The organism is Brevibacterium sp. 239c, assembly GCF_900169365.1.
Taxonomy (GTDB): domain Bacteria; phylum Actinomycetota; class Actinomycetes; order Actinomycetales; family Brevibacteriaceae; genus Brevibacterium.
In genome coordinates, this window is record NZ_FXZH01000012.1 from 69718 (window position 1) to 89926 (window position 20209).

Genomic DNA, 20209 nt, shown 5'->3' on the forward strand with positions numbered 1-20209 from the left:
CAGCCGTATCCGAAACTGATCGGTCGCGGCCACCGCCTAGCCGCTTGCTCACGAGGCAAGCGGGTAATCCAGAAGTCGAAAGGACTCAAGTGATGACCGAAAGCTCTAAGACCACAACTCCCGACATCTTCGAAACTCGCGAATCAGAGGTGCGAGGATACTCGCGCTCCTGGCCAGCCACCTTCGCCAAGGCACATGGTGCGAAGCAGTGGGGCGAAGACGGCAAGGAATTCATCGATTTCTTCTCCGGCGCCGGAGCCCTCAACTACGGGCACAACAACCCCGTCGTGATGAACCCTCTCATCGAGTACCTCCAGTCGGGTGCAGTCCTGCACTCGCTGGACATGAAGACCCCAGCTAAGCGTGAGTTCCTCGAAACCTTCCAGGACCTCATCCTCAAGCCCCGCGGACTCGACTACACCGTGATGTTCCCCGGACCAACGGGAACCAACACCGTCGAGGCTGCACTGAAGCTGGCTCGTAAGGTTACAGGCCGGCAGCACATGCTGTCCTTCACCAACGCATTCCACGGCATGACCCTGGGCTCGCTTTCGGTGACCGGCAACTCGATGAAGCGCGAAGGCGCAGGCATCCCGCTGACCAACAGCTCGAAGATTCCCTACGACGACTACTTCGACGGTGAGATTCCTGACTTCCTGTGGCTTGAAAAGGTCCTCGAAGACTCCGGCTCGGGCGTCGACAAGCCAGCCGCTGTCATCGTTGAGACCGTGCAGGGCGAAGGCGGCCTCCGCGCCGCACGTGCCGAATGGCTGCGCGCTCTGTCCGAGCTCACCAAGAAGCACGACATCCTGCTCATCGTCGACGACGTCCAGGCCGGCTGTGGCCGTACCGGATCGTTCTTCAGCTTCGAAGAGGCTGGCATCGAACCAGACATCGTCTGCCTGTCGAAGTCGATCTCCGGATCGGGTCTGCCGATGGCACTGACCCTGTTCCGCCCCGAACTCGACGTCTGGGAGCCAGGCGAGCACAACGGAACCTTCCGCGGAAACAACCCCGCATTCGTTACGGCGACCGCCGCGATCAAGAACTTCTGGGCCGACAACACGTTCCAGAACGAATTGGCCGACACAATCGCCGCACTGCACCAGCGCCTCGACTCGATCGTGGAGAAGGCAGAGGGAGCATCCATCCGTGGACGCGGACTCCTCGCCGGAATCTTCTTCGAGGATGACGAGGTTGCCGGCAAGGTGGCAGCAGAAGCCTTCGAGAACGGCCTGCTCCTCGAGACCTCCGGCCCCAAGGATGAGGTCACGAAGATCATGCCTCCGCTGACCATCTCCTCGCACGATCTGGAACAGGGTCTCGACATCATCGAGGCTGCTGTGCTGAAGTTCGCTCCGGCCAAAGAAACCGCGGCGGTCTGAGCCTGCTCCCAGCTGAGCGCGAGAGCCTGAAAAACTGAGCTTCGGTTCGCCGAGACTCAACCATGAAACTTGTATGACGCGTTGCCGGTGGATCGGTCGACATTTCGACTGACACATCGGCAACCCGTCTGATGTACCGATTGAAAGGACCACGAATGTACGTAGTCAACCGCGATGACCTCAACGACACCGACCGCGATATCAAGTCGGAAACCTGGCGCTCACGCCGCATGGTGCTGGGCAAGGAACGCGTCGGATTCTCGCTCCACGACACCGTGATCTACGCCGGAACCACCTCGACGTTCCACTACCAGAACCACGTCGAAGCCGTGTACTGCGTGCAGGGCAAGGGCACTCTGACCGACCAGGAGACAGGCGAGACCTACCCCCTCTCCGACGGCACCATGTACCTCCTGGACGGACACGAGAAGCACACCGTTGTCGCCGACGAGGAACTGCGCATGGCCTGCGTGTTCAACCCGCCTGTCACCGGCCGCGAGACCCACGACGAGAACGGCGTCTACCCGCTCATCGTCGAAGAGGACTGAGATCCTTTTGTGAGCTGAATAGCTCCATCGCCGAGGTGGCTGATCCGTTGATCTGCTGCTGAAGCTGGGTCCGGGATTCCGGACACCATGACTGGTGGTCACGGAACCAAGGAAGATCCGCTATTGCGGGTTTCGCCGAGGTTCCGTGGCCACCAGTTTTTGTGTAGATACGGTTCTTCGCTCGGGCAGACTTCAGGTGTGATACTGTTCGGCTTATTGACACCTCAAGTATCGTGACGCTGCCTGCCGACTGACACATTCCAAGACTCTGACTCTGGCATTCCTCTGTTCAATTCCACTCTTTGGAGTCTCCATGAAGTTCATCAGGCGTGCCCTTGTCTCTGCTATTGCCGCTGTGGCACTCATTGTCGGTCCGGCTGTGTCCGCTGAGGCGGCGACGATGTCATTCGACGTGACGAAGCTGTCGGCGAAAAACATGGTTGTCTCAAACGGCAACTGCAAATATTTTGATGTTCACATGAAGTACAAGAAGTCGAAGGTGGACAGCTGGGATGTGGAGGCAGATATTGCTGGCCGCCATGGAAGCACCACCTCCGCGTACTTTGGCAATTATCATTCGCCTTCAACGAAAGATCGGGCAATGATCTGCCCGAGTTTGGAGGGACTAGGGAAGTACAGGATCGGGCCTTCTGAGATCAGCGCTGACTATGATGATGCCAACTACAACTCGCATTGGTATGCGCGCACCGACTACACCAAGGGCTCCTTCTACGTTCGCGGCAAGACCTACGCCTCTCTCGCATCTAAGCGCAGCGGCAAGACCGTCACTCTGACCTCGACGACGAAGGTCTACAACCCCGAGAAGTACGGGAAGGTCACCTACAATCCGAAGGTGAAATTCCAGGTCAAGTCCGGCAGCAAGTGGAAAACCATCAAGACGGTGACCGCTAAGAAGGGCAAGGCCACATACAAGGTTAAGACGAAGAGCAAGAAGACTTATCGGGTCACCTTCGGGCAGATCAGTTGGGCAACCGGGGCAACCTCGAAGTCAGTCAAGCGCTGACCAACCGCGAGTGAGGGTGGTCAAGTCCTGACCGAGATCACTCGCGGATGATCAGTTCTGTCCCGTGCATATATCCCCGGGATCCTTCGAACGGACCCAGCGCCTCGTAGACAGGCAGCCACAATGCTCCTAGATCGGCAGTCTGTCGAGCTCCGGCCGACTTGGCCATGCGGTTTTGGCTGTAACGGAGTTCGCCGATCTCAGCGTCGGTGACAGTCCAGATGACCACCTGCGGTGGATCATCATTGGTGAACGTCACTCGGCGGGCATCGGCCATGACCGACCATCCGGTCGCCTCGGCGAGGGCTTCGGCCAATTCTGTGCGGTCCACAGTCATGGAAACTTCCTTCCAGTCGTCTTGTAGTGGTTGCAGTGAATGCGCATCGGGCGCTCCCGTGAGGGGGAACGCCCGATGCGATTGCGCTGTCGCTGCGTGAACAGGACGCCGGTGTCACTCGTCCGGGCGGACCTTCTTGCCGCGGTCCTGCCAGAACTTCGCAGTGGTGACCTCGTCCGTGCCGTCCCAGGCGTCGACGGTGGTGTTGATGTGCTTGAACGTGGGCAGATCGGAGCGGTGGAAGACCGGCTCCAGTCCCTGCTTGCGCTGCTCCTGGTAGTTCTTCAGCAGGTTGAACACCAGCGGCGAAAGCATCAGCAGGGCGAAGAGGTTGATCAGCGCCATGATCGCCATGAAGATGTTTGCTGCGGTCCAGACGATGTCCAGCGCGGCAATCGCTCCGATGAAGACCGACACCATCACGATCAGCTGGTACACCCGCAGGGCGACCCTGCTGGTGGTCAGGTGCTCGATATTGGCTTCGCCATAGTAGTAGTTGCCGAGGATGGAGGAGAAGGCGAAGAGGAAGATCGCGAAGGTGAGGAAGTGGATCGCCCACTGTCCGAGCTGCCCGCTCAGCGCCGTCTGCGTCAACTGGATTCCCTCGCCGGAGTCACCGTACTTGGGGTTGGACAGCAGAATGATGAACGCCGTGATCGAGCAGACGAGGATCGTGTCGAAGTACACGCCCAGGGCCTGCACGAATCCCTGCTTGGCTGGGTGAGATGCCGAGGCCGTTGCCGCGGCATTCGGAACGGAACCGATTCCGGCCTCATTGGAGAACAGGCCGCGCTGAACGCCGATGAGCATGATGGAACCAAGCGATCCACCGGCGATCGAGTTCATGCTGAATGCGTCGGAGAAGATGGTGGCGATCATGTCGGGGACGGCGCCGAGGTTGAGCGCCACGACGATGATCCCGACGATCAGGTAGAGACCGGCCATGATCGGCACCAGGTATGCGGAGACGTTCGAGATGCGCTTGGCTCCACCGGCGAAGATCGCATAGGCACCGACGGCGATGACCACACCGGCGATTGCTGTGAATGCGAAGTTCGAGTCCTCAATGTTGAACGATGTTCCGACAGCGTCAACGATCGAGTTCGACTGCACCGTGTTGAACACGATGCCGTAGGTGATGGCGACGATCACGGCGAAGATCAGACCCAGCCATTTCATGTTCATCCCGTGCCGAATGTAGTACGCCGGGCCGCCGCGGAAATTCGGGCCGTCCTTCATCTTGTAGACCTGGCCGAGTGCGGACTCGGCGAAAGCGGTGGCACCGCCGACGATGGCAGTCACCCACATCCAGAACATCGCACCAGGGCCGCCCAGCGAGATGGCCAAGGCCACGCCGGCAATATTGGCCGTGCCCACCCGTGATGCGGCAGAGATGGAAAAGGCCCGGAACGGTGAGATGTTCCTATTGCCCTCGGAATCTCTTCCTCCCGGTTCGACGAGCGTGCGGAACATTTCGGGCAGCATTCGCACTTGGATTACTCCGGTGCGGATGGTGAAATACAAACCAGTGGGAATCAGCACTGCAACGAGAACGTAGGACGATACGGAATCGATGCCGTCCAGTGCGGTCTGCAACATCTCCATGGAACTGAGCCTCCTTCGGCAATCATGCGATCAGAGGTTCGGGCGGATGAAAGCCTGAACTTCCGCTGTGTATGTCTTCAGTCTGCCACCAAGCCGCTCCTGTAGTGCGCAGGTGTGGGGGCGATTGGCTCATTGAAGGAAAGTGAAGCAGTGGGGTGAGCAGAGCGAACCACGGCTGCGCTCGTGAGCCCGGCACGGCTAGGATTCACCTCCAGTCCACTCTCATAACATCGCGAACTTGCTCGTGATGACTAATCTGATCGCCAATGGGCTGCACCGTCGGTGGACCGTCTTCGCGATTCGGCCTCCGACCCGCAGTCACCGGCAGCAATCGTCGAGGAGTCCCCACATGCCCATCGCGCTCCTGAACCCCTGCTCAGCAATTACCTCCCACGTCCGTGTTCCACCGCTGGTCATCGCTCACCGAGGAGCCTCGGCGAAGTATCCCGAGAACACGATTCCCGCCTTCGCAGCCGGAATCGAGCAGGGTGCGGACATGATCGAAATCGATGTGCATATGAACAGGGACGGCGACCTCATCGTCATCCACGACGACACCCTCGAGCGCACCACCAACGTCCGCTTGCTCCACCCTGAGCGTGCCGACCTCAGCGTAAGCGGTATGACGACGGCCGAGATCGCAGCCCTCGACGCCGGCAGCTGGAAGGGGTCCTCCTTCGCCGGCGTCACCGTGCCCCACCTCGGCGAGGTGCTGGAGTTGGTGCACACCACTCGCACCGGCCTGCTGCTCGAGGTCAAGCATCCCGCCCAGTACCCCGGAATCGCCGAGGTGCTTGTTGAGTCCCTGACATCCGTGCCCGATTATCTGGACCGGGCATTGGCGGCGGGGATGCTCGTCGTCCAGTCCGGCGATTGGGCCTTCATCCGCGAGTTCCATGCCCTGGCGCCTGAAGTCCCCGTCGGGGTTCTGGGGAGGCCCTGCCCGGACGAACTGCACGATTTCGCTACCTGGGTCGACCAGGTCAATCCTCAGTACATCGCGGCCGATTCGACTTTCCTCGGCCACGTCCACGAGCTGGGAATGTCGAGCCTAGTGTGGACCGTCGACAGTGTCGAGGAGATGGAGAAGGCTATTGACCTCGGCGCTGACGGCATCATCACCAACAGGCCCGACCGGCTTGTCGAGGTCGTCGAAGCCCTCTGAGGTCAGCGTCGAGGCTTTCCCGCTGCCGCAGAGACGAACAGAGCCACTGCACCGATGAAGAGTCCCAACACGGCTCCCCGCCAGAGCAGCCAGCTCAGGTCGCCAAGAGGTAGGAAGGCCACAATCTCACCGGTCGCCAGACTGCACAGATACATTGCGCAGAGCAGGGTGAGGAAGCCGGAGACTCTGATGGCCAGCGACCAGCCTGGTGAAGAAGTGCGGCCCTGCGCGCGTGCAAGGAGGAACACCGCGGCGACCGTGGCGACTGCCGAGCTCAGGGCGATCGGCCAAGCCGGCCGGTACCACGAGGGCAATGCAGGCGGACCGAGGAATTGGAACAACGGCACGTGGCAGCAGAACACGATCACCACGCAGACAAGAAGAACGACCCCCGCACCGGTTGTCGCCCGGCCCGCTGCCGGAAGCTTGGTCGATACTGGAGGCTTGCCATCCGTTGCAGTCTTGCCCACCACGGCGACGAGGACCCCTACGATGACCAAGGGGAACACGAATGCGCCGATGAGCAGCACGACTTCTGTGAAGGTCAGCGCCAACATTTCCGGACTCGGCCGTTCGATGTGTCCCACTACCTCGGCGATGGCCGAGATTCCGAAGATGACAATGCTGAGCACGGTGACGATGCTGCGCGGAATGGGCGAGAGCTCGCGTGCGACGACGATGGCAGCGGCGCCGGCCAGGCAGGCCAGGACGGACATGGCAATTCCGGCGGGCAGGCTCTGGGCGGAGTAATACTCGGCTTTTGCGAACATGAGTGAGCAGTAGCCGACCCAGGCGACGAAGTGAACGACGAACGCGAGTGCGATCACGGTGAAGCGCAGCGGGGCCGAAGCGTTTCTGGCAGTCGTCTCGTTCAGCGTGGTCGAGTCATCCAGTGAGGTCGAGTCATCCATAGTGGGATCCTCTCATGGAAGGCTGTTCTTTTCAGGAAGCGACCTTGCTGATGCAGCGGCGGATTGCGAGCAAGGCCTCTGGTGGGTGACCGGTGGATTTTCCTCCCGCTGTTGTGCGGGTCGGCCCCCTGGCCGAGAGCAGATCGAGTGCCCTGGTCAGTGCACCTCAGCTGATAGTTAAGATCAGCTCTGCTGAGGACATGGCTCAGTGGATGGGCATGCAGCAACGGGGAGGCACGACTGCTGAAGGCACCCGAATCCTCAGCGCTCCTTGCCCTCATGTTGGGCATTCGCGCCGGTGGAATGACGAGCCGGTTCTCAGCGGGGGCATTCGAATGAGACGCTGGGTCCATGGCCAATGAACTCGCGTCGTCCACCAGTCCGTACCTTCGCGCCCACGCTGTCAATCCCGTCGACTGGCGAATGTGGACGAAGGGCAACCTCGCCGAGGCGGCCCGTCGTGACGTGCCGCTGCTCATCTCGATCGGCTACTCCACCTGCCACTGGTGCCACGTCATGGCTCATGAATCCTTCGAAGACGAGGCCATCGCGCGCGTCATCAATGAGAACTTCCTGCCGATCAAAATCGACCGCGAAGAGCTGCCGGACATCGACTCCTATTACATGAACGCACTCCAGGCGATGCGTGGTCAAGGCGGGTGGCCGATGACGATCTTCGCGACCCCGCAAGGCAGCCCCTTCTATGCCGGGACGTACTTCCCACCGGCCCCGCGGGGAAATCTGCCCGCCTTCACACAGGTGCTCGCCGCCGTGTCCCAGTCGTGGACGGAGCGCCGCGACGAGGTGACAGAGATGACGGCGCGTATGAATCGGGGTCTGGCTGATATGGCCAGTGCCGTCTCGGACGCCCTGCCTGCCGAGGCCGCGTCCGAGCTGTTGAGCGCCGAGGAACTCGACTCGGCTGCCGAGTCCCTGCTCGACTCCTATGACCCCGCGTGGGGCGGGTTCGGCAAGGCCCCGAAGTTCCCACCGCTGATGAACTTGATGCAGCTCCTGGCCACATTCGTACGATTGGGTGGAACAACCTCGGCGAGGGAAGGGGCACTGGCCCTTGACGTGGTCGACAGACTGGGAGCCGACGGGCACCTCGAAGGCGAGCTCGTCCTCGACTGTCTCATCGCGGTGCGCAGCACCTTCGCCCGGATTGCCAGCGGCGGCATGCGTGACCAGGTGCGCGGCGGCATCGCCCGCTACAGCGTCGACCGCCAATGGTTCGTGCCGCACTTCGAGAAGATGCTCTATGACAATGCGCTCTACCTGCGCGCCGCCGTGCAATGGGCGAAGGTCGAACGTGCACTCAACCCGGATTCGAAGTGGTTGGCGCTCGCCGAACGCGAGGTCACCGACACCGCGAATTTCCTCACCACGGACATGTCCGATGGTGACCGATTCATCGCCGCACTCGACGCGGACTCCCTCAATGCTGACGATGTGCTGGAGGAAGGTGCCGCCTACGTCGTGACACCCGAAGAGTTCGCCGAGGTGGGGGAGGAGGGACTGCTGCAGCTCGTCGATTCGCCGGCCGCCGCGGAACTCTCCGGTTCCGTCGTCGCCGCCATCCGCATCATCGACTGGTTGGGCATGGACGAGGTGCCCTTCGACGAGACCCACCCTGCACCGTGGCCCACCTCGGCGACGGTCGCACAGCAGGAGAGTCTGAGGCACCTATTGGGCACACGCCCTCAGCCCGCGCGGGATGAGAAGACGATCACCGAATGGAACTCGCTGGCAATCACGGCTCTGGCCGAAGCCGCCTTGTACACCGGTGCGTCCGACGGAAGTGGCATTGGTGCAGATGGCGGTGCTGGTGTGGGTGGTTCCGCAGCCACCGGACCGTCGGCGGGCTGGGGGAGTGAAGCTGTCCACTTCTGGGAAGCGATGGTCGCACGCTTCGGCACCGATGCGAGTTTCGAGGTCCGGCGCAGCTTCACCGGTGACACCCCGGGTCCCGGCCAGGCAGGCCTCGCCGACTGGGCGCAGTTCATCACTGCAGGGATCATGGTCCGCCAACTCCCAGGAGCGTCGGTGCAGGTGAGTGACCTGAGGTCATGGAGCGCGAGGATGTTCACAGACTTCACCGCTGAGGGTGAGACGCTTGAGGTCTTCGATTCCATGGGCGACGAGATCCTCGACGTCAGAGCCTCCGATCCGGTGGACAATACGGTGCCCTCAGGCAGGTCCGCCGCGGCAGAAGTGGCACTTCTGCTCGCAGAGATCGGCGTGGACGGCGGAGCTGAGACCGACGGCCTGAGCACCGGAGGACTACTTGACCTGCGCGACCGTCTGCTCGGCGTCTATAGGGCGCTCGCCGGACGCGCCCCACGCGGCTGCGGTCACGCGCTGTGGCAGTCTGAACGAGCTCTCAAACCAGTCCGTGTCGCCACCCGAGATGCCACTCTGAACAGCATCGCGGCCAGGAATCCTGGTGTCACATTGGTCACCGGTTCAACCGGCGTCCCTGGTGATAACGGTGCAGAGGTCGAGGTGCCCGACGGTGCCGCCATCGTCTGCCAGGGGACACAGTGCTCACTGCCCGTGAAGACGGTTGAGGACCTCGTCGCACTCCTCGACGGTTAGGCGAGTCAGCATTACGGGCGATCGCTACAGACAGCGGTCCATCTGCGTCGTCGATGTGCTCAGCCCCAGGTCTGGCGCTCGATCCCTGACAGCAGAAGATCGAGGCCCGCAACGAATTCCGACTTGTCGTCGAAGTTCTGGAACTCTTCGAGCACTGAATGCACGAACGGAAACTGCTCAGGGCTGAAGCTCGACCAGTGGTCAACCTGCTCGGCGAATTCAGCTTCGGCGTCGACCGCTGCCTCCCGGTTGATGGCTCCCTGTGAGACTTCAGCCCCCATTCCGGATGCGTAATTCACGACCGCCAGAGAGGCATGGAACTGTGTGGTGACGTTGAGTTCCATCTTCTGCAGCGCCTGACCGATCCGCTCCCAATATGTCAGCGAGTTCTGCTCATCGGGTCCGGCTTTGATGAGTTGCCCTGCCAGCCAGCGGTGCTCAATCATCTGGATGAAGAGACACAGCACCAGGCGCCGGATCTGCACAAGCCCCTCACCAGTTGAGTCGCTGGTGCGTGTGTCTGGTTCGGGATCTGGGAAGTCGGCAAAGGTAGACGGACGGGTCATCCCTGACTCCTCGAGGGCCGAGGCCTCCTCGAGAGCGCGCCCCAGCAGCTCGTCGGCGACTATCGCCATGAGCTCATCTTTGCCCGAGGCATACCAGTACAGGCTCGCCACCCCGCTCTGCAGCTCGGCTGCCAGCCCCCTCAGTGTGACCTTCTCCGCTCCAACTGTGTCGAGGGTCGAAATCGCTGCGTCGATGATTGTCTCGAGCGAGAGAGAGGCGCGGGAACGGGGCTTTCCCCGTCCGCCGCGACGACGTGGGGTGGTGTCACCTGGACCGCCCGTGCCGCCTGGGTCACCCGTGCCGCCTGGGTCACCCGTGTCACCTGGGCTCTGATCTTCTCCGCTGTCAGAACTTTCTGTTTCTGTGTCGAGATCTCGGACCGAACGTCGTGATGCACCTGAATCCATGTCTCTGAATCTACCCACCCATTTGCATTCAACCAAACACCGTTCTATTCTCGAACACAGTTCGATGAATCGAACGGCGTTCCATCATCGAGCGTCGTTCGATCCTGATGTTATTTTCGCACCGGCTATCCAGCCGACTATCACCCACACGCGAAAGGACGCATATGTCCTCCTCCTCTGTTACCTCCTCAATCGCCGAGACTCGAGCACCCAAACCGCAGAGTCTCCGTGCTGCCTGGCCCGCTCTTCTCGCCCTGTGCCTGACCATGCTCGTAGAGATGGTCGATAACTCGATTCTCAATGTCGCTCTGCCGACGATCGGGCGAGACCTCAATGCTTCTCCATCTGACCTGCAGTGGATCGTCGGTGCCTATTCGCTGACGTTCGGCGGACTGCTCATGGTCGGCGGGACAATGGGTGACAAGCTTGGTCGCCGCCGGACCCTCCTCTTCGGTCTCGCGCTCTTCGGCCTTGCCGGACTGTCGGTGCTGCTCGTCTCCACGCCCGCTCAGCTCATCGCGGTGCGGGCAGTGTCAGGAATCTTCGCAGCATTCATCGCCCCATTGACCATGTCGCTGGTATTTCGACTCTTCGACCGCGACGATCTGCGGACGAGGGCAATCGGCCTCATCGTGGTCGTCTCAATGATCGGCTTCGCGCTCGGTCCGACAATTGCCGGACTCGCGATCGCGAACTGGCCCTGGCAAGTACTCCTAGTGATCAACGCACCGGTCGCGCTCATCGCCTGGCTCGGCGTGCGGTTCGGCATCGCCAAGGATGACCCTGCTGACCGGCGCGCAGGTGATGCCGACGTCCCCGGCGGCATACTTTCTGTGGCCTCGCTGGGCTTTCTCCTCTACGGCTTCACCGCTGGGGTTGAAAACGGCTGGGGCGCACCGCTGACGATCATCATCTTCGCCGCCGGAGTGCTGTCCCTCATCGGCTTCATCTGGCGAGAGAAGTCGGCCAAGGACCCGATGCTCGATCTCAAACTGCTCGCACTGCCGACCGTGAGTGGTTCAGCGATCCTCCAGACCGCGACAATGATCGCCATGGTGGGCGTCATGTTCGTCTCGACTCAGCTCTACCAGTTCGCCTGGGGATGGTCGGCGTTCCAGGCGGGGTTGGCGAACCTGCCATTCGTGGCAGGCATGCTGCTTGCCGGCCCGTTCGTTGATCGCGCTATGGCGCGCTTCGGTCACCGCAAGACCTCGATCGGCGGTATCGCACTCGTCCTCATCAGCCTCGTCGTCTGGATCTTCGCTCTCACGCACGGATTCATCTGGTGCGCGATCGGGATGCTCATCATGACCATGGGGATGCGGACGATCATGACGACCGGTGCCGTCGCTCTCCTCGGTGCGCTTCCTGAGACGCACACGTCGATCGGATCGGCGCTCAATGACACAGCTCAGGAGCTCGGCAACGCCGTGGGCGTCGCGATCGTCGGCACGATCATGGCCACGGTTCTCGGCAGCACACTGCCGCAGGGTGCCTGGGATTCGGCAATGGTTGCGGGCTTCGTGCACTCACAGCAGATTTCGTTCACGGTCCTTGCCGGCATCGTGCTGGTGATGTCGATCTTCGGTATTCGCACCCTGACCGACTCGAAAGAGGTCGAGGAGCACTGAACAGGTGCCCCGGTTCTGAAGGCGAGTCGACTCCGGAGAGTCGGCTCAGTCGATGAGTCGCAGCCCCCGGAAACGGTTGAGCGCTGCCGCGATCTCCTGTGCACGGGGGCGGGCGACATGCCCCGGATGATCGCGATTGCCGGTCAGACCGTCGACTCCCTGCGCATCAAGCATGTCCTCGACCTCGGCCAGAGCCTCAGTCAGTGAGGTCCGGTCGTCGAAGATCTCGGCCATATACTCAAGCGCCTCGGCGATGCCCGTCGTCTGCTGCGGGTCGACGAGCTGGGACACCGCGGTCAGTTCGATGAAGGCCTTGCCGAACTGAACCTGACCGAGCCCTTTCGCCTTCGCCGACTTCGTCTTCGAGCTGGGACGCAGTGCCTTCGCCGTGGGGACTCGAGGCTGCGGAGTGGTGAACACTTCTCCTGTGTCATCGGCTGATTTCATACCCACGAGTTCGTGCGCCTTCTCGGTGACTTCCTGGGGCACGTAGGCGTCGAGGGCGATGACATGGTCGGCGACCTCGAAGAATGCGCTCGATCCACCGGCGACCAGCACGGTGGAGACGCCTCGGTGGGTGAACAGCGGGCGGATGCGGTCGACGAAAGGGGTGATGGGTTCGCGGTCGGCGGGGATGAGTGCGCGCATTCGGTCGTCGCGGATCATGAAGTTCGTCGCCGAGGTGTCCTCGTCGATGAGCAGCGAACGTGCACCGACTTCCACAGCTTCGACGAGGTTGGCTGCCTGTGACGTGGACCCGCTCGCGTTCGTCGTGGTGAAGGCTCTCGTGTCAGTGCCGGATGGCAGATTGTTGATGAAGGGCGAGATGTCGTCGCCGGTCACGGCGCGACCGTCCTCGGCCCGGATGGAGGTGGCACTGGGTTCCGTGATGACCCATTCCCGGCCGTCGCCTGCAATATGCGGGTAGACGCCGCGCTCGAGAGCGCGCAGAATCGTCGACTTGCCGTGATAGCCGCCGCCGACGATGACTGTGACACCACGAGGGATCGCCATGCCTGTGAGACTGCGTCCGCTCGAGAGTGTGACGGTGTGCTCGAGTGAACTCGGGCTGGCGAATGCCACAGCGTTCGACTCCATCGGCAGATCCGAATCCCCGGATCGCCTCGGCAGGATCGCACCGTTGCCGACGAACGCGAGAAGACCTGCCTCGCCGAGGTGGTTCTGCAGTTCCAGCTGATCCCTGTGGAGCTGGACATGTTCGCGCAGATTTTCGCCGGCCTGGCTGCCGTTGACCTGACCGGGCCGACCGCTGTTGGCCTTATCGACCTGGGGCAGATTGGCATGGACGAACATGGCCTCAGCGAGTTCAGGGAGATCGCGAGTGAGGATGTCCGCGGCCTGGTGGCCCAAGATACGTCTGCCGCGAGCCGGAAGATTGACGAGCAGACGTGCCTCGAAGCCTTCGTCATCGATGACGACATTGGTGCGCTCAAGCACCTCTTGTCCCGGGCGTCCGAGGATGATCGAGCGCCGATCGTTGCGGTGCAGGAACGAATCGCCGACGCGGAAGAGGAAGTCGGCGGCCGCGATGCGATCTGCGCGTTCGCTGGTGATGTCAGTGGGGAACCCCGCCTCGGCGCGGTCGATCCTGACCCGGACCTTCGACGGGGAGGCGAAAGGGTCGACCTGAACCCGGTCGATGAACACGGTGACCGGCCCGAACTCGTAGCTGCCACGGATCTGCTTGTAGTTTCCGTAGCTGCGACCATCGAGGCTGTGCAGGGTGGAGGCGAGATTCGATCGTTGGGAGTTCATCCGTGGAATGCTACTTGATCGAGGTCAACAGAGGCCAAGGCTGTGGGATCAGTCGCGCGTGCGTCCCAGATAGAATTCCGCGGCGTTGTCCCAGCACGCGGCGGTGAGTTCCTCCGGTGACAGAGCGTCACGGATTATGTCGAAATCTGAGTTCTCGAACGCTCGAGGAGCTCTGGTCGATGGCAGGTCCGTACCGATCATGAGCGCCGAGGGGTCGACGTCGACGATGGCTCGCATCGTGGCGGCAGGATCGAGTTCGACACGGCCGAAACCTGTCGCCTTCACCTTGACGCCTCGTTCGACCAGGCGCAGAAGGGCCGGCAGTCCGTCGCGGTGCATGCCGAAATGATCGATGCTCACCGCGGGCAGTCCGGCGATGCGCTCACCCAAGTCCTCGTCGATGCTGCGGGCATCGATGTAAAGCTCCGAGTGCCACCCGACGAGGTTATGGACCCGACGAGCCATATACTCCATGTCGTCCAAGACTGCGGAGCCTCCTCGGGCGACGTTGAAGCGCAGAGCTTTTATACCGTCGCGGTCGAGTTCGAGGATGCGTTCGTCGCATGTGTCGGTGGGAAGCTGGGTCACGCCGACGAAGTCGGGACCAAGAATGCTCAGGGCATCGACAAGATAGCACTGGTCGAACCCTTGGAATGACCCGGCGACCACTGCTCCGCCGGCAATGCCCAGGCCGCTGATGCGCATGAGATAGTCCTCGACCGTGAAGGGGCCCGGCAGGTATCCGTTGTTCTCGACGAGAGGATGTTTCGGATCGATGATGTGCAGGTGCGCGTCGAAGACCGGAGTCGGAGAATTCATGGCTCCAATTTACCCTCGTTTCCAGCAAGTCATGTTTCATCTCAAAGGGTGGCCACAGGGGCCCCGAGGGGCACGCTTCAACTGTTGTTCGCCAGCGTCCTGTAACCGGGCGGCGCTGATCCTGTAGCCGCGCGGCGCTGTGTCGGTAGCGGAACGGCGTCGAGCCGACCGCCTAGAAGGAAGCAGGCTGGACGCAGCCAGCAGCTGGGCGTCGGTGGCTTCCGGCGGCTGCGTCAGATTGCGGAACAGTACACAGGTTGCAACCCGTGTACTGTTCCGCAACTTGGTTACATGACGAGTGCTGGTGTCAACACGATGGACCAAGCCGAGTGGGGCCAAACCGCTGGAACAGTTCCAGCGCTCACCCCTGCAGGAACGCCTTCGCCGCCGCTCCCAGCGCCACCACATCATCGATGGCGACCATTTCGCGAGCCGAGTGCATCGAATACAGTGCCGGGCCCACATCGACGGTGGTCATACCCAGGCGGGTCGCGGTCAGGGGGCCGATCGTCGACCCGCAGGGCATCGCGTTGTTCGACACGAAGTTCTGGTACTCCACACCGGCCGCCGCGCACGCCTGCGACCAGGCGGCCGTGCCCACAGCGTCAGTGGCATAGCGCTGCTGAGCATTGAGTTTCAGCAGCGGACCGCCGCCGAGGTGGGGGCGAACATGAGGATCATGACGCTCCGGATAGTTCGGGTGGGCGGCATGACCTGCGTCGGAGGATACGCAGATCGACGAAGCCAGCGACGCCAAATAGTCACTGCGCGTTGATTCCGGGAACAAGGAAGCGATGATGCGTTCGGTGACGTCGGCGAGGAAAGGCCCACATGCACCGGAGCGTGAGTTCGACCCGATCTCCTCGTGGTCGAATCCGGCGAAGAGCGCGACGGAATCCAGCGCCGCCGCATCGACTTCCACTAAGGCGCTGATACCGGCGTGGACAGACAACAGGTTATCCAACCTCGGTGCGGCAAAGAATTCTTCCCGGGCACCGAAGAGCCCGGGGGACTGAACCGGGATCGTGTAGACGTCGTGTCCCACGACCTGCTCAGGATCGACCTCGGCGGAGGCGGCGAGGATCTCGATGACATCGGCTTCAGCCAGATCCGCGAGGCCGATGATCGGAGTGGTGTGACGTTGCTTGTCCAGCGTCAGACCATCATTGACCTGGCGATCGAGGTGGATGGCCAGTTGCGGGATCCGTGCGATGGGCGGAGTCTGTGCGAGGACGACGGAACCGTCGGCGAGGCTGAGCTGCCCGGCCAGCGCCAGTTCCCGATCGAGCCACGAATTGAGCAGTGGTCCGCCGTAGATTTCGACGCCGATCTGACGAGTTCCTTCGGCAGTGAATTCCTCGCCCGGTTTGAGCTTGAAGGCTGGGGAATCCGTGTGAGAACCGAACACGCGAAAACCTGGAATCGTAGCCGACGACCCACCCGAATCAGCACCGGAGACATCAGCTTTGCTCGCTGGAGTTCGCCATGCAATGATTGCGCCGTCGCGGATGACGTAATAGCCCTGGCCGGGCTCGAGTTCCCAAATCTTGCGCTCTTTGAGTCGGCGGAAACCAGTGGACTCCAATCGTGCGGCCGCCGTCGCGGTGGCATGATAGGAGCTGGGAGAAGAACTGATGAAGTCCGTCAGATCGGCTGCGACCTGGGTTTTCGTACGTGGTGTCACGGGCGATGTGCTCATTTCCACAGCCTATCGTTTGCGGTAGCTTTGGCTACAAGGGCATTGGTCTTCGAGTCCGCGTCGAGACGACGGAGGGTAAGAATCCAGTGCCACAGGAGCCATCGGCCGCTCGGGCTTCATCGCCCATCGCCCGAGTACCAGCGCCGAGGAGCAACGCAATGCAATGCAAGGAGTGTGCGACGTGAACCAGTTCGTGACCGAATGGAACACATGGCGGGATTCTAGGAACTCGGCACTGGCGACTCCCTTCGGCTGGCTTAGCGTGTCCGGCCTGCATTGGCTCGACGAGACCACGACCTGGCCGGACGCACCCGGCACCTTCACCGTCGACGATGGCTGGGTCAGCGTGGCACTGGAACCTGGGACCAAGGCCGGTCCTGCTGCCGCGACCTTCGACCTCATGAGTAAGTCCGCCGAGGCGGGCCCGAGCACCAACGACGCGTCCCCTTCCAGCTCGGCATCGGTACCGAGCGACACCACGATTCTGCCGAAGATCCCAGAGATCTCAGGACCTGAAGTGCGGGTCGAGGAGAATGGATTCAGCGCGAAGCTGCCCACCGGAGGATCCCTTCAGTGGTTCACTGTCGGCAATGTGCTCTACGAACTCATCGACCGGGCAGGTCGCATCGGAATCCGCGTCCGGGATTCCAAGTCGCCGCTGCTGGGCAAATTCTTCGAAGTTCCGGTCTTCGATCCGGACCCCAGCTTCGTGTTCTTAGCGAAGTTCACTCCCTTTGAGACGCCTGAAGTGCACAAGATCAACACAGCGCAGGATGGCCTCAACGTTGAGACCCCGGCCGTGGGAGTAGTTTCCTTCACGAGCGAAGCCGGCGAGGTGAAGCTTCTGGCCACAGGCAACCCCGCCAGCGGGCTGCAGCTGGACTTCCACGACTCCACGAATGGCGTGACCACCCCGGCGTGGAGAACCCTCGACTTGGGCGTCCCGAATCATGACGGTTCACTCGTCGTCGACTTCAACCGAGCCGTGAACTACCCGTTCGCGTTCACCGCCTTCGCCACCTGCCCCGCACCGATTGAGGGCAATGTCGTTCCCTTCGAAGTCACCGCGGGAGAGCGCACCCCGCCGTTCTACTTCTCGGAAGCCGGCATCAATGTGCCGTTCCTCTTCTACGTGTGGTGGGACGAAGAAAGCGCGAAGGTGACCCGGCCGTGGTACGCCCGCTTCGGACTCGATATCACAATGCACAACCCGAACCACGACGACATCGCACAATCGCTGGTCGGCTTCGACGGCGTCGCCATGTCCGGAGGCGACGTCACCCCACTGACGCGCAAGGCGAGGTCACGGATGGTCAAGGTCGCGACCGAAGCCCTGACCTCTCGGATCCCCGTCATCGGCATCGGCGCCTACGCCGAATTCGTCATCCGAGCACAGCGTGAACTGCACGAATCCCAGGGATACGTCGACAACATCGAGGAAGAGTACGCGGGCACCGAAGGCAAACTGCTCATCGTGATGAACAACGAGTTAGCGCCGAAGAATGTCGGATTCGACGTCGTGCATACCGATGTCAGCGGACTTCTCTACGTCGAGATGCCCTACGACATCCCGCTGGAATCGGACTTCCATGAGCTCGACGAGTTTGAGGCCGCGATGTACGCAGATGCCCCGATCAAGAGCTGGGAAGAGTTCGACTATCGCATGGTCTGCCTCATCCGCCAGCACCGCTGAGCAACCCCGCTGTGGAGTGGTCCACTAAAGGTTGCCCAGCGCCCGGAGGGTTGCCGGGAGGAAGCCTGCCTAAACAGCGCCTACCAGATGGTGACGCGCTCTTCAGGAGCTAGGTACATGCCGTCGGTTTCACCCACGCCGTAGGTGTCGTGGAAGGCGGTCATGTTCTTCACGACCTGATTGCAGCGGAACTCCTCCGGTGCGTGCGGGTCGATGCTCAGCCGTCGCACGCGCTCTTCGGTGCGCATCTTCGCCCGCCAGGCCTTCGCCCAGGCTTCGAAGAACGTTGCAGCCTCGTCGGACGTCGGCTCACGTTCCAGCTCCAGCTCAAGAGCCTTCCAGCCGATGGACAGTCCGCCCAGGTCACCGATGTTCTCACCCACGGTCAGCGCACCGTTGACGTGCTGTGATGAATCCAGACCTGCCGGTACCAGCGCCTCGTACTGAGCAATGAGGGCATTGGTGCGCTCCTCGAAGCGCTCCCGGTCCTCGGCCGTCCACCAATCGACGAGGTTGCCGTCGCCGTCATAGCGTGAACCCTGGTCATCGAATCCGTGGCCGATCTCGTGGCCGATGACCGCGCCGATGGCACCGAAGTTCGCTGCCACATCACCGGAGGCATCGAAGAACGGGGGCTGCAGGATCGCGGCTGGGAAGACGATCTCGTTCATCACCGGGTGGTAGTAGGCGTTGACGGTCTGCGGCGTCATCAGCCATTCGGTGCGGTCGATCTCCTTGCCGATGCGCTTGATCTGGCGCGCATGCTCGGCGCGGGCGCAGCGGCGGACGTTGCCCACCAGGTCAGAGGAGTCGATCGCGGCCGGATACTCGCGCCACACCTCGGGGTAACCGACCTTCGGTGTGAACTTCGAGAGCTTGACCAGGGCCTTCTTCTTCGTCTCTTCGCTCATCCAGTCGAGCTCGTTGATCGATTTGTCGTAGGCCCTGATGAGCATCGCCACGAGGTGGTCGATCGCCGCTTTGGCCTCCGGCGGGAACTCGGCCGCGACGTAGAGTTTGCCCACAGCCTCGCCGAGGAGACCCTGCACCAGTCCGACACCGCGCTTCCAGCGTTCCCGCAGGGCCGGGGTGCCCGAGAGGGTGCGGGCGTTGAAGTCGAAGTTCTCCTCGACGATCTCATCGGTCAGCAGTGCGGCGTTGGCGGAGAGGACGGAGAAGCGCAACCAGGTCTTGATCGTCTCGATGTCGGTCTGGTCCCACACCTCGGCCATGCCGGTGACGAAGGAGGGCTGGCCGATGACCACGTAGCTCAGTTCCTCATCGACGTCGGCGGCCAGTGCCGCGAACCAGGAGTCGAAGTCGAAGCCGGGACCCAGTTCGCGCAGTTCGTCGAGGCTGACCTTGTTGTAGGTCTTCTCTGCGTCACGGCAGGCGACCCGGTCCCAGTGGTGGCGGGCCAGGGAGGTTTCGAACGCCATCACCTTGGCGGCCACCTCGGCGTCGGAGACGTTGCTCTTGGCACCGATCCCACCGAGGGCGGACATCTTCTTCACATGATCGACGAACTTCACACGCACCTCGGCGTGGTCGTCGTTGAAGTAGTAGTCCTCGTCGGGCAGGGAGATGCCTCCCTGGTGGAGGTAGAGGGCGTAGATGTCGGAGTCCTTCGCATCGGCGGTGACGCCGCCGTCGAGGACCCCGCCGATGCCTTCCACTTCGAGGCGACCCAGCAGATTTGCCAGTTCGGACTTGTCCTCAGCGGCGTCGATGGCGGCGAAGGAGGAGCGAAGAGGGGTCACGCCCAGCGAGTTGATCTGGTCGAGGTCCATGAACGAGGAGTACACGTCGGCGACCTTCTGGCCTTCGCTGCCCGGCTCCTGCGGGGCGTCGGAGACGGCGGTTATGATGTCGCGGACCTTGGTCTCAGCTGTGTCGAAGAGTTCGCGCATGGCGCCGTCGCCGGCACGGTCGTCGGGGATGGTGAACGAGTCGATCCACTCGCCGTTGATGTGGCGGAACAGATCGTCCTGAGGGCGCGCCGAAGCGGTCGGTGTTTCAGAAGTCATGGTGCAACAGTATCGTG

15 protein-coding genes are annotated in these 20209 nt (G+C 61.9%); 7 read left to right on the top strand and 8 right to left on the bottom strand.

The genetic code is table 11. The features are described from left to right. The first annotated feature begins 92 nt into the window (after positions 1-92). The 3 genes from ectB to BSP239C_RS12230 all read left to right on the top strand — a co-directional run bounded on the left by ectB (position 93) and on the right by BSP239C_RS12230 (position 2957). Entirely contained in the window at positions 93-1385 is a 1293-nt protein-coding gene (ectB, locus tag BSP239C_RS12220; protein ID WP_101573236.1) for a diaminobutyrate--2-oxoglutarate transaminase, read from the top strand. Positions 1386-1540: 155 nt separating this feature from the next. Then, positions 1541-1933 (top strand): ectoine synthase, encoded by a 393-nt coding sequence (locus BSP239C_RS12225; RefSeq protein WP_101573238.1) that lies wholly within the window; start codon positions 1541-1543, stop codon positions 1931-1933. Between the two features lie 313 nt (positions 1934-2246). Further along, positions 2247-2957, top strand: a complete 711-nt coding sequence (locus BSP239C_RS12230) for a hypothetical protein (protein WP_101573240.1) — start codon at positions 2247-2249, stop codon at positions 2955-2957. A 37-nt stretch (positions 2958-2994) separates the two neighbouring features. On the opposite strand, the gene BSP239C_RS12235 is transcribed toward BSP239C_RS12230, so the two are convergent. Further along, complete coding sequence (locus BSP239C_RS12235; protein ID WP_101573242.1) at positions 2995-3294, bottom strand: hypothetical protein; 300 nt, start codon at positions 3292-3294, stop codon at positions 2995-2997. A gap of 114 nt (positions 3295-3408) precedes the next feature. Next, the gene (locus BSP239C_RS12240) at positions 3409-4899 is read right to left on the bottom strand and encodes a sodium:alanine symporter family protein (protein WP_101573244.1); all 1491 of its coding nucleotides are present in this window, start codon (positions 4897-4899) and stop codon (positions 3409-3411) included. Between the two features lie 349 nt (positions 4900-5248). Between BSP239C_RS12240 and BSP239C_RS12245 the strand changes: the two genes are divergently transcribed. Next, on the top strand, positions 5249-6064 hold the full coding sequence (locus tag BSP239C_RS12245) for a glycerophosphodiester phosphodiesterase family protein (protein ID WP_101573246.1): 816 nt from the start codon (positions 5249-5251) through the stop codon (positions 6062-6064). A 2-nt stretch (positions 6065-6066) separates the two neighbouring features. Here the strand turns inward: BSP239C_RS12245 and BSP239C_RS12250 are convergent, their stop codons facing one another. Then, positions 6067-6975 (bottom strand): hypothetical protein, encoded by a 909-nt coding sequence (locus BSP239C_RS12250; RefSeq protein ID WP_101573248.1) that lies wholly within the window; start codon positions 6973-6975, stop codon positions 6067-6069. Positions 6976-7326: 351 nt separating this feature from the next. On the opposite strand from BSP239C_RS12250, the gene BSP239C_RS12255 reads away from it, so the two are divergent. Next, positions 7327-9573 (top strand): thioredoxin domain-containing protein, encoded by a 2247-nt coding sequence (locus BSP239C_RS12255; RefSeq protein WP_101573250.1) that lies wholly within the window; start codon positions 7327-7329, stop codon positions 9571-9573. Between the two features lie 59 nt (positions 9574-9632). Here the strand turns inward: BSP239C_RS12255 and BSP239C_RS12260 are convergent, their stop codons facing one another. Further along, positions 9633-10547, bottom strand: a complete 915-nt coding sequence (locus BSP239C_RS12260; RefSeq protein ID WP_101573252.1) for a TetR/AcrR family transcriptional regulator — start codon at positions 10545-10547, stop codon at positions 9633-9635. A gap of 164 nt (positions 10548-10711) precedes the next feature. On the opposite strand from BSP239C_RS12260, the gene BSP239C_RS12265 reads away from it, so the two are divergent. After that, positions 10712-12178, top strand: coding sequence for an MFS transporter (locus BSP239C_RS12265; RefSeq protein ID WP_101573254.1), 1467 nt, complete (start codon positions 10712-10714; stop codon positions 12176-12178). Positions 12179-12223: 45 nt separating this feature from the next. On the opposite strand, the gene BSP239C_RS12270 is transcribed toward BSP239C_RS12265, so the two are convergent. From BSP239C_RS12270 to BSP239C_RS12280, 3 genes are all read right to left on the bottom strand, one after another. Beyond that, complete coding sequence (locus BSP239C_RS12270; protein WP_101573256.1) at positions 12224-13954, bottom strand: ABC-ATPase domain-containing protein; 1731 nt, start codon at positions 13952-13954, stop codon at positions 12224-12226. A 48-nt stretch (positions 13955-14002) separates the two neighbouring features. Next, a complete protein-coding gene (locus BSP239C_RS12275; protein WP_101573258.1) occupies positions 14003-14773 on the bottom strand; it encodes an amidohydrolase in 771 nt (256 codons plus the stop codon). Between the two features lie 361 nt (positions 14774-15134). Further along, positions 15135-16472 (bottom strand): M18 family aminopeptidase, encoded by a 1338-nt coding sequence (locus BSP239C_RS12280; protein ID WP_180959006.1) that lies wholly within the window; start codon positions 16470-16472, stop codon positions 15135-15137. Positions 16473-16653: 181 nt separating this feature from the next. On the opposite strand from BSP239C_RS12280, the gene BSP239C_RS12285 reads away from it, so the two are divergent. Beyond that, positions 16654-18165, top strand: a complete 1512-nt coding sequence (locus BSP239C_RS12285) for a DUF1684 domain-containing protein (RefSeq protein ID WP_257930193.1) — start codon at positions 16654-16656, stop codon at positions 18163-18165. An 80-nt stretch (positions 18166-18245) separates the two neighbouring features. On the opposite strand, the gene BSP239C_RS12290 is transcribed toward BSP239C_RS12285, so the two are convergent. Then, complete coding sequence (locus tag BSP239C_RS12290) at positions 18246-20192, bottom strand: M13 family metallopeptidase (RefSeq protein ID WP_101573264.1); 1947 nt, start codon at positions 20190-20192, stop codon at positions 18246-18248. Positions 20193-20209: the final 17 nt, after the last annotated feature.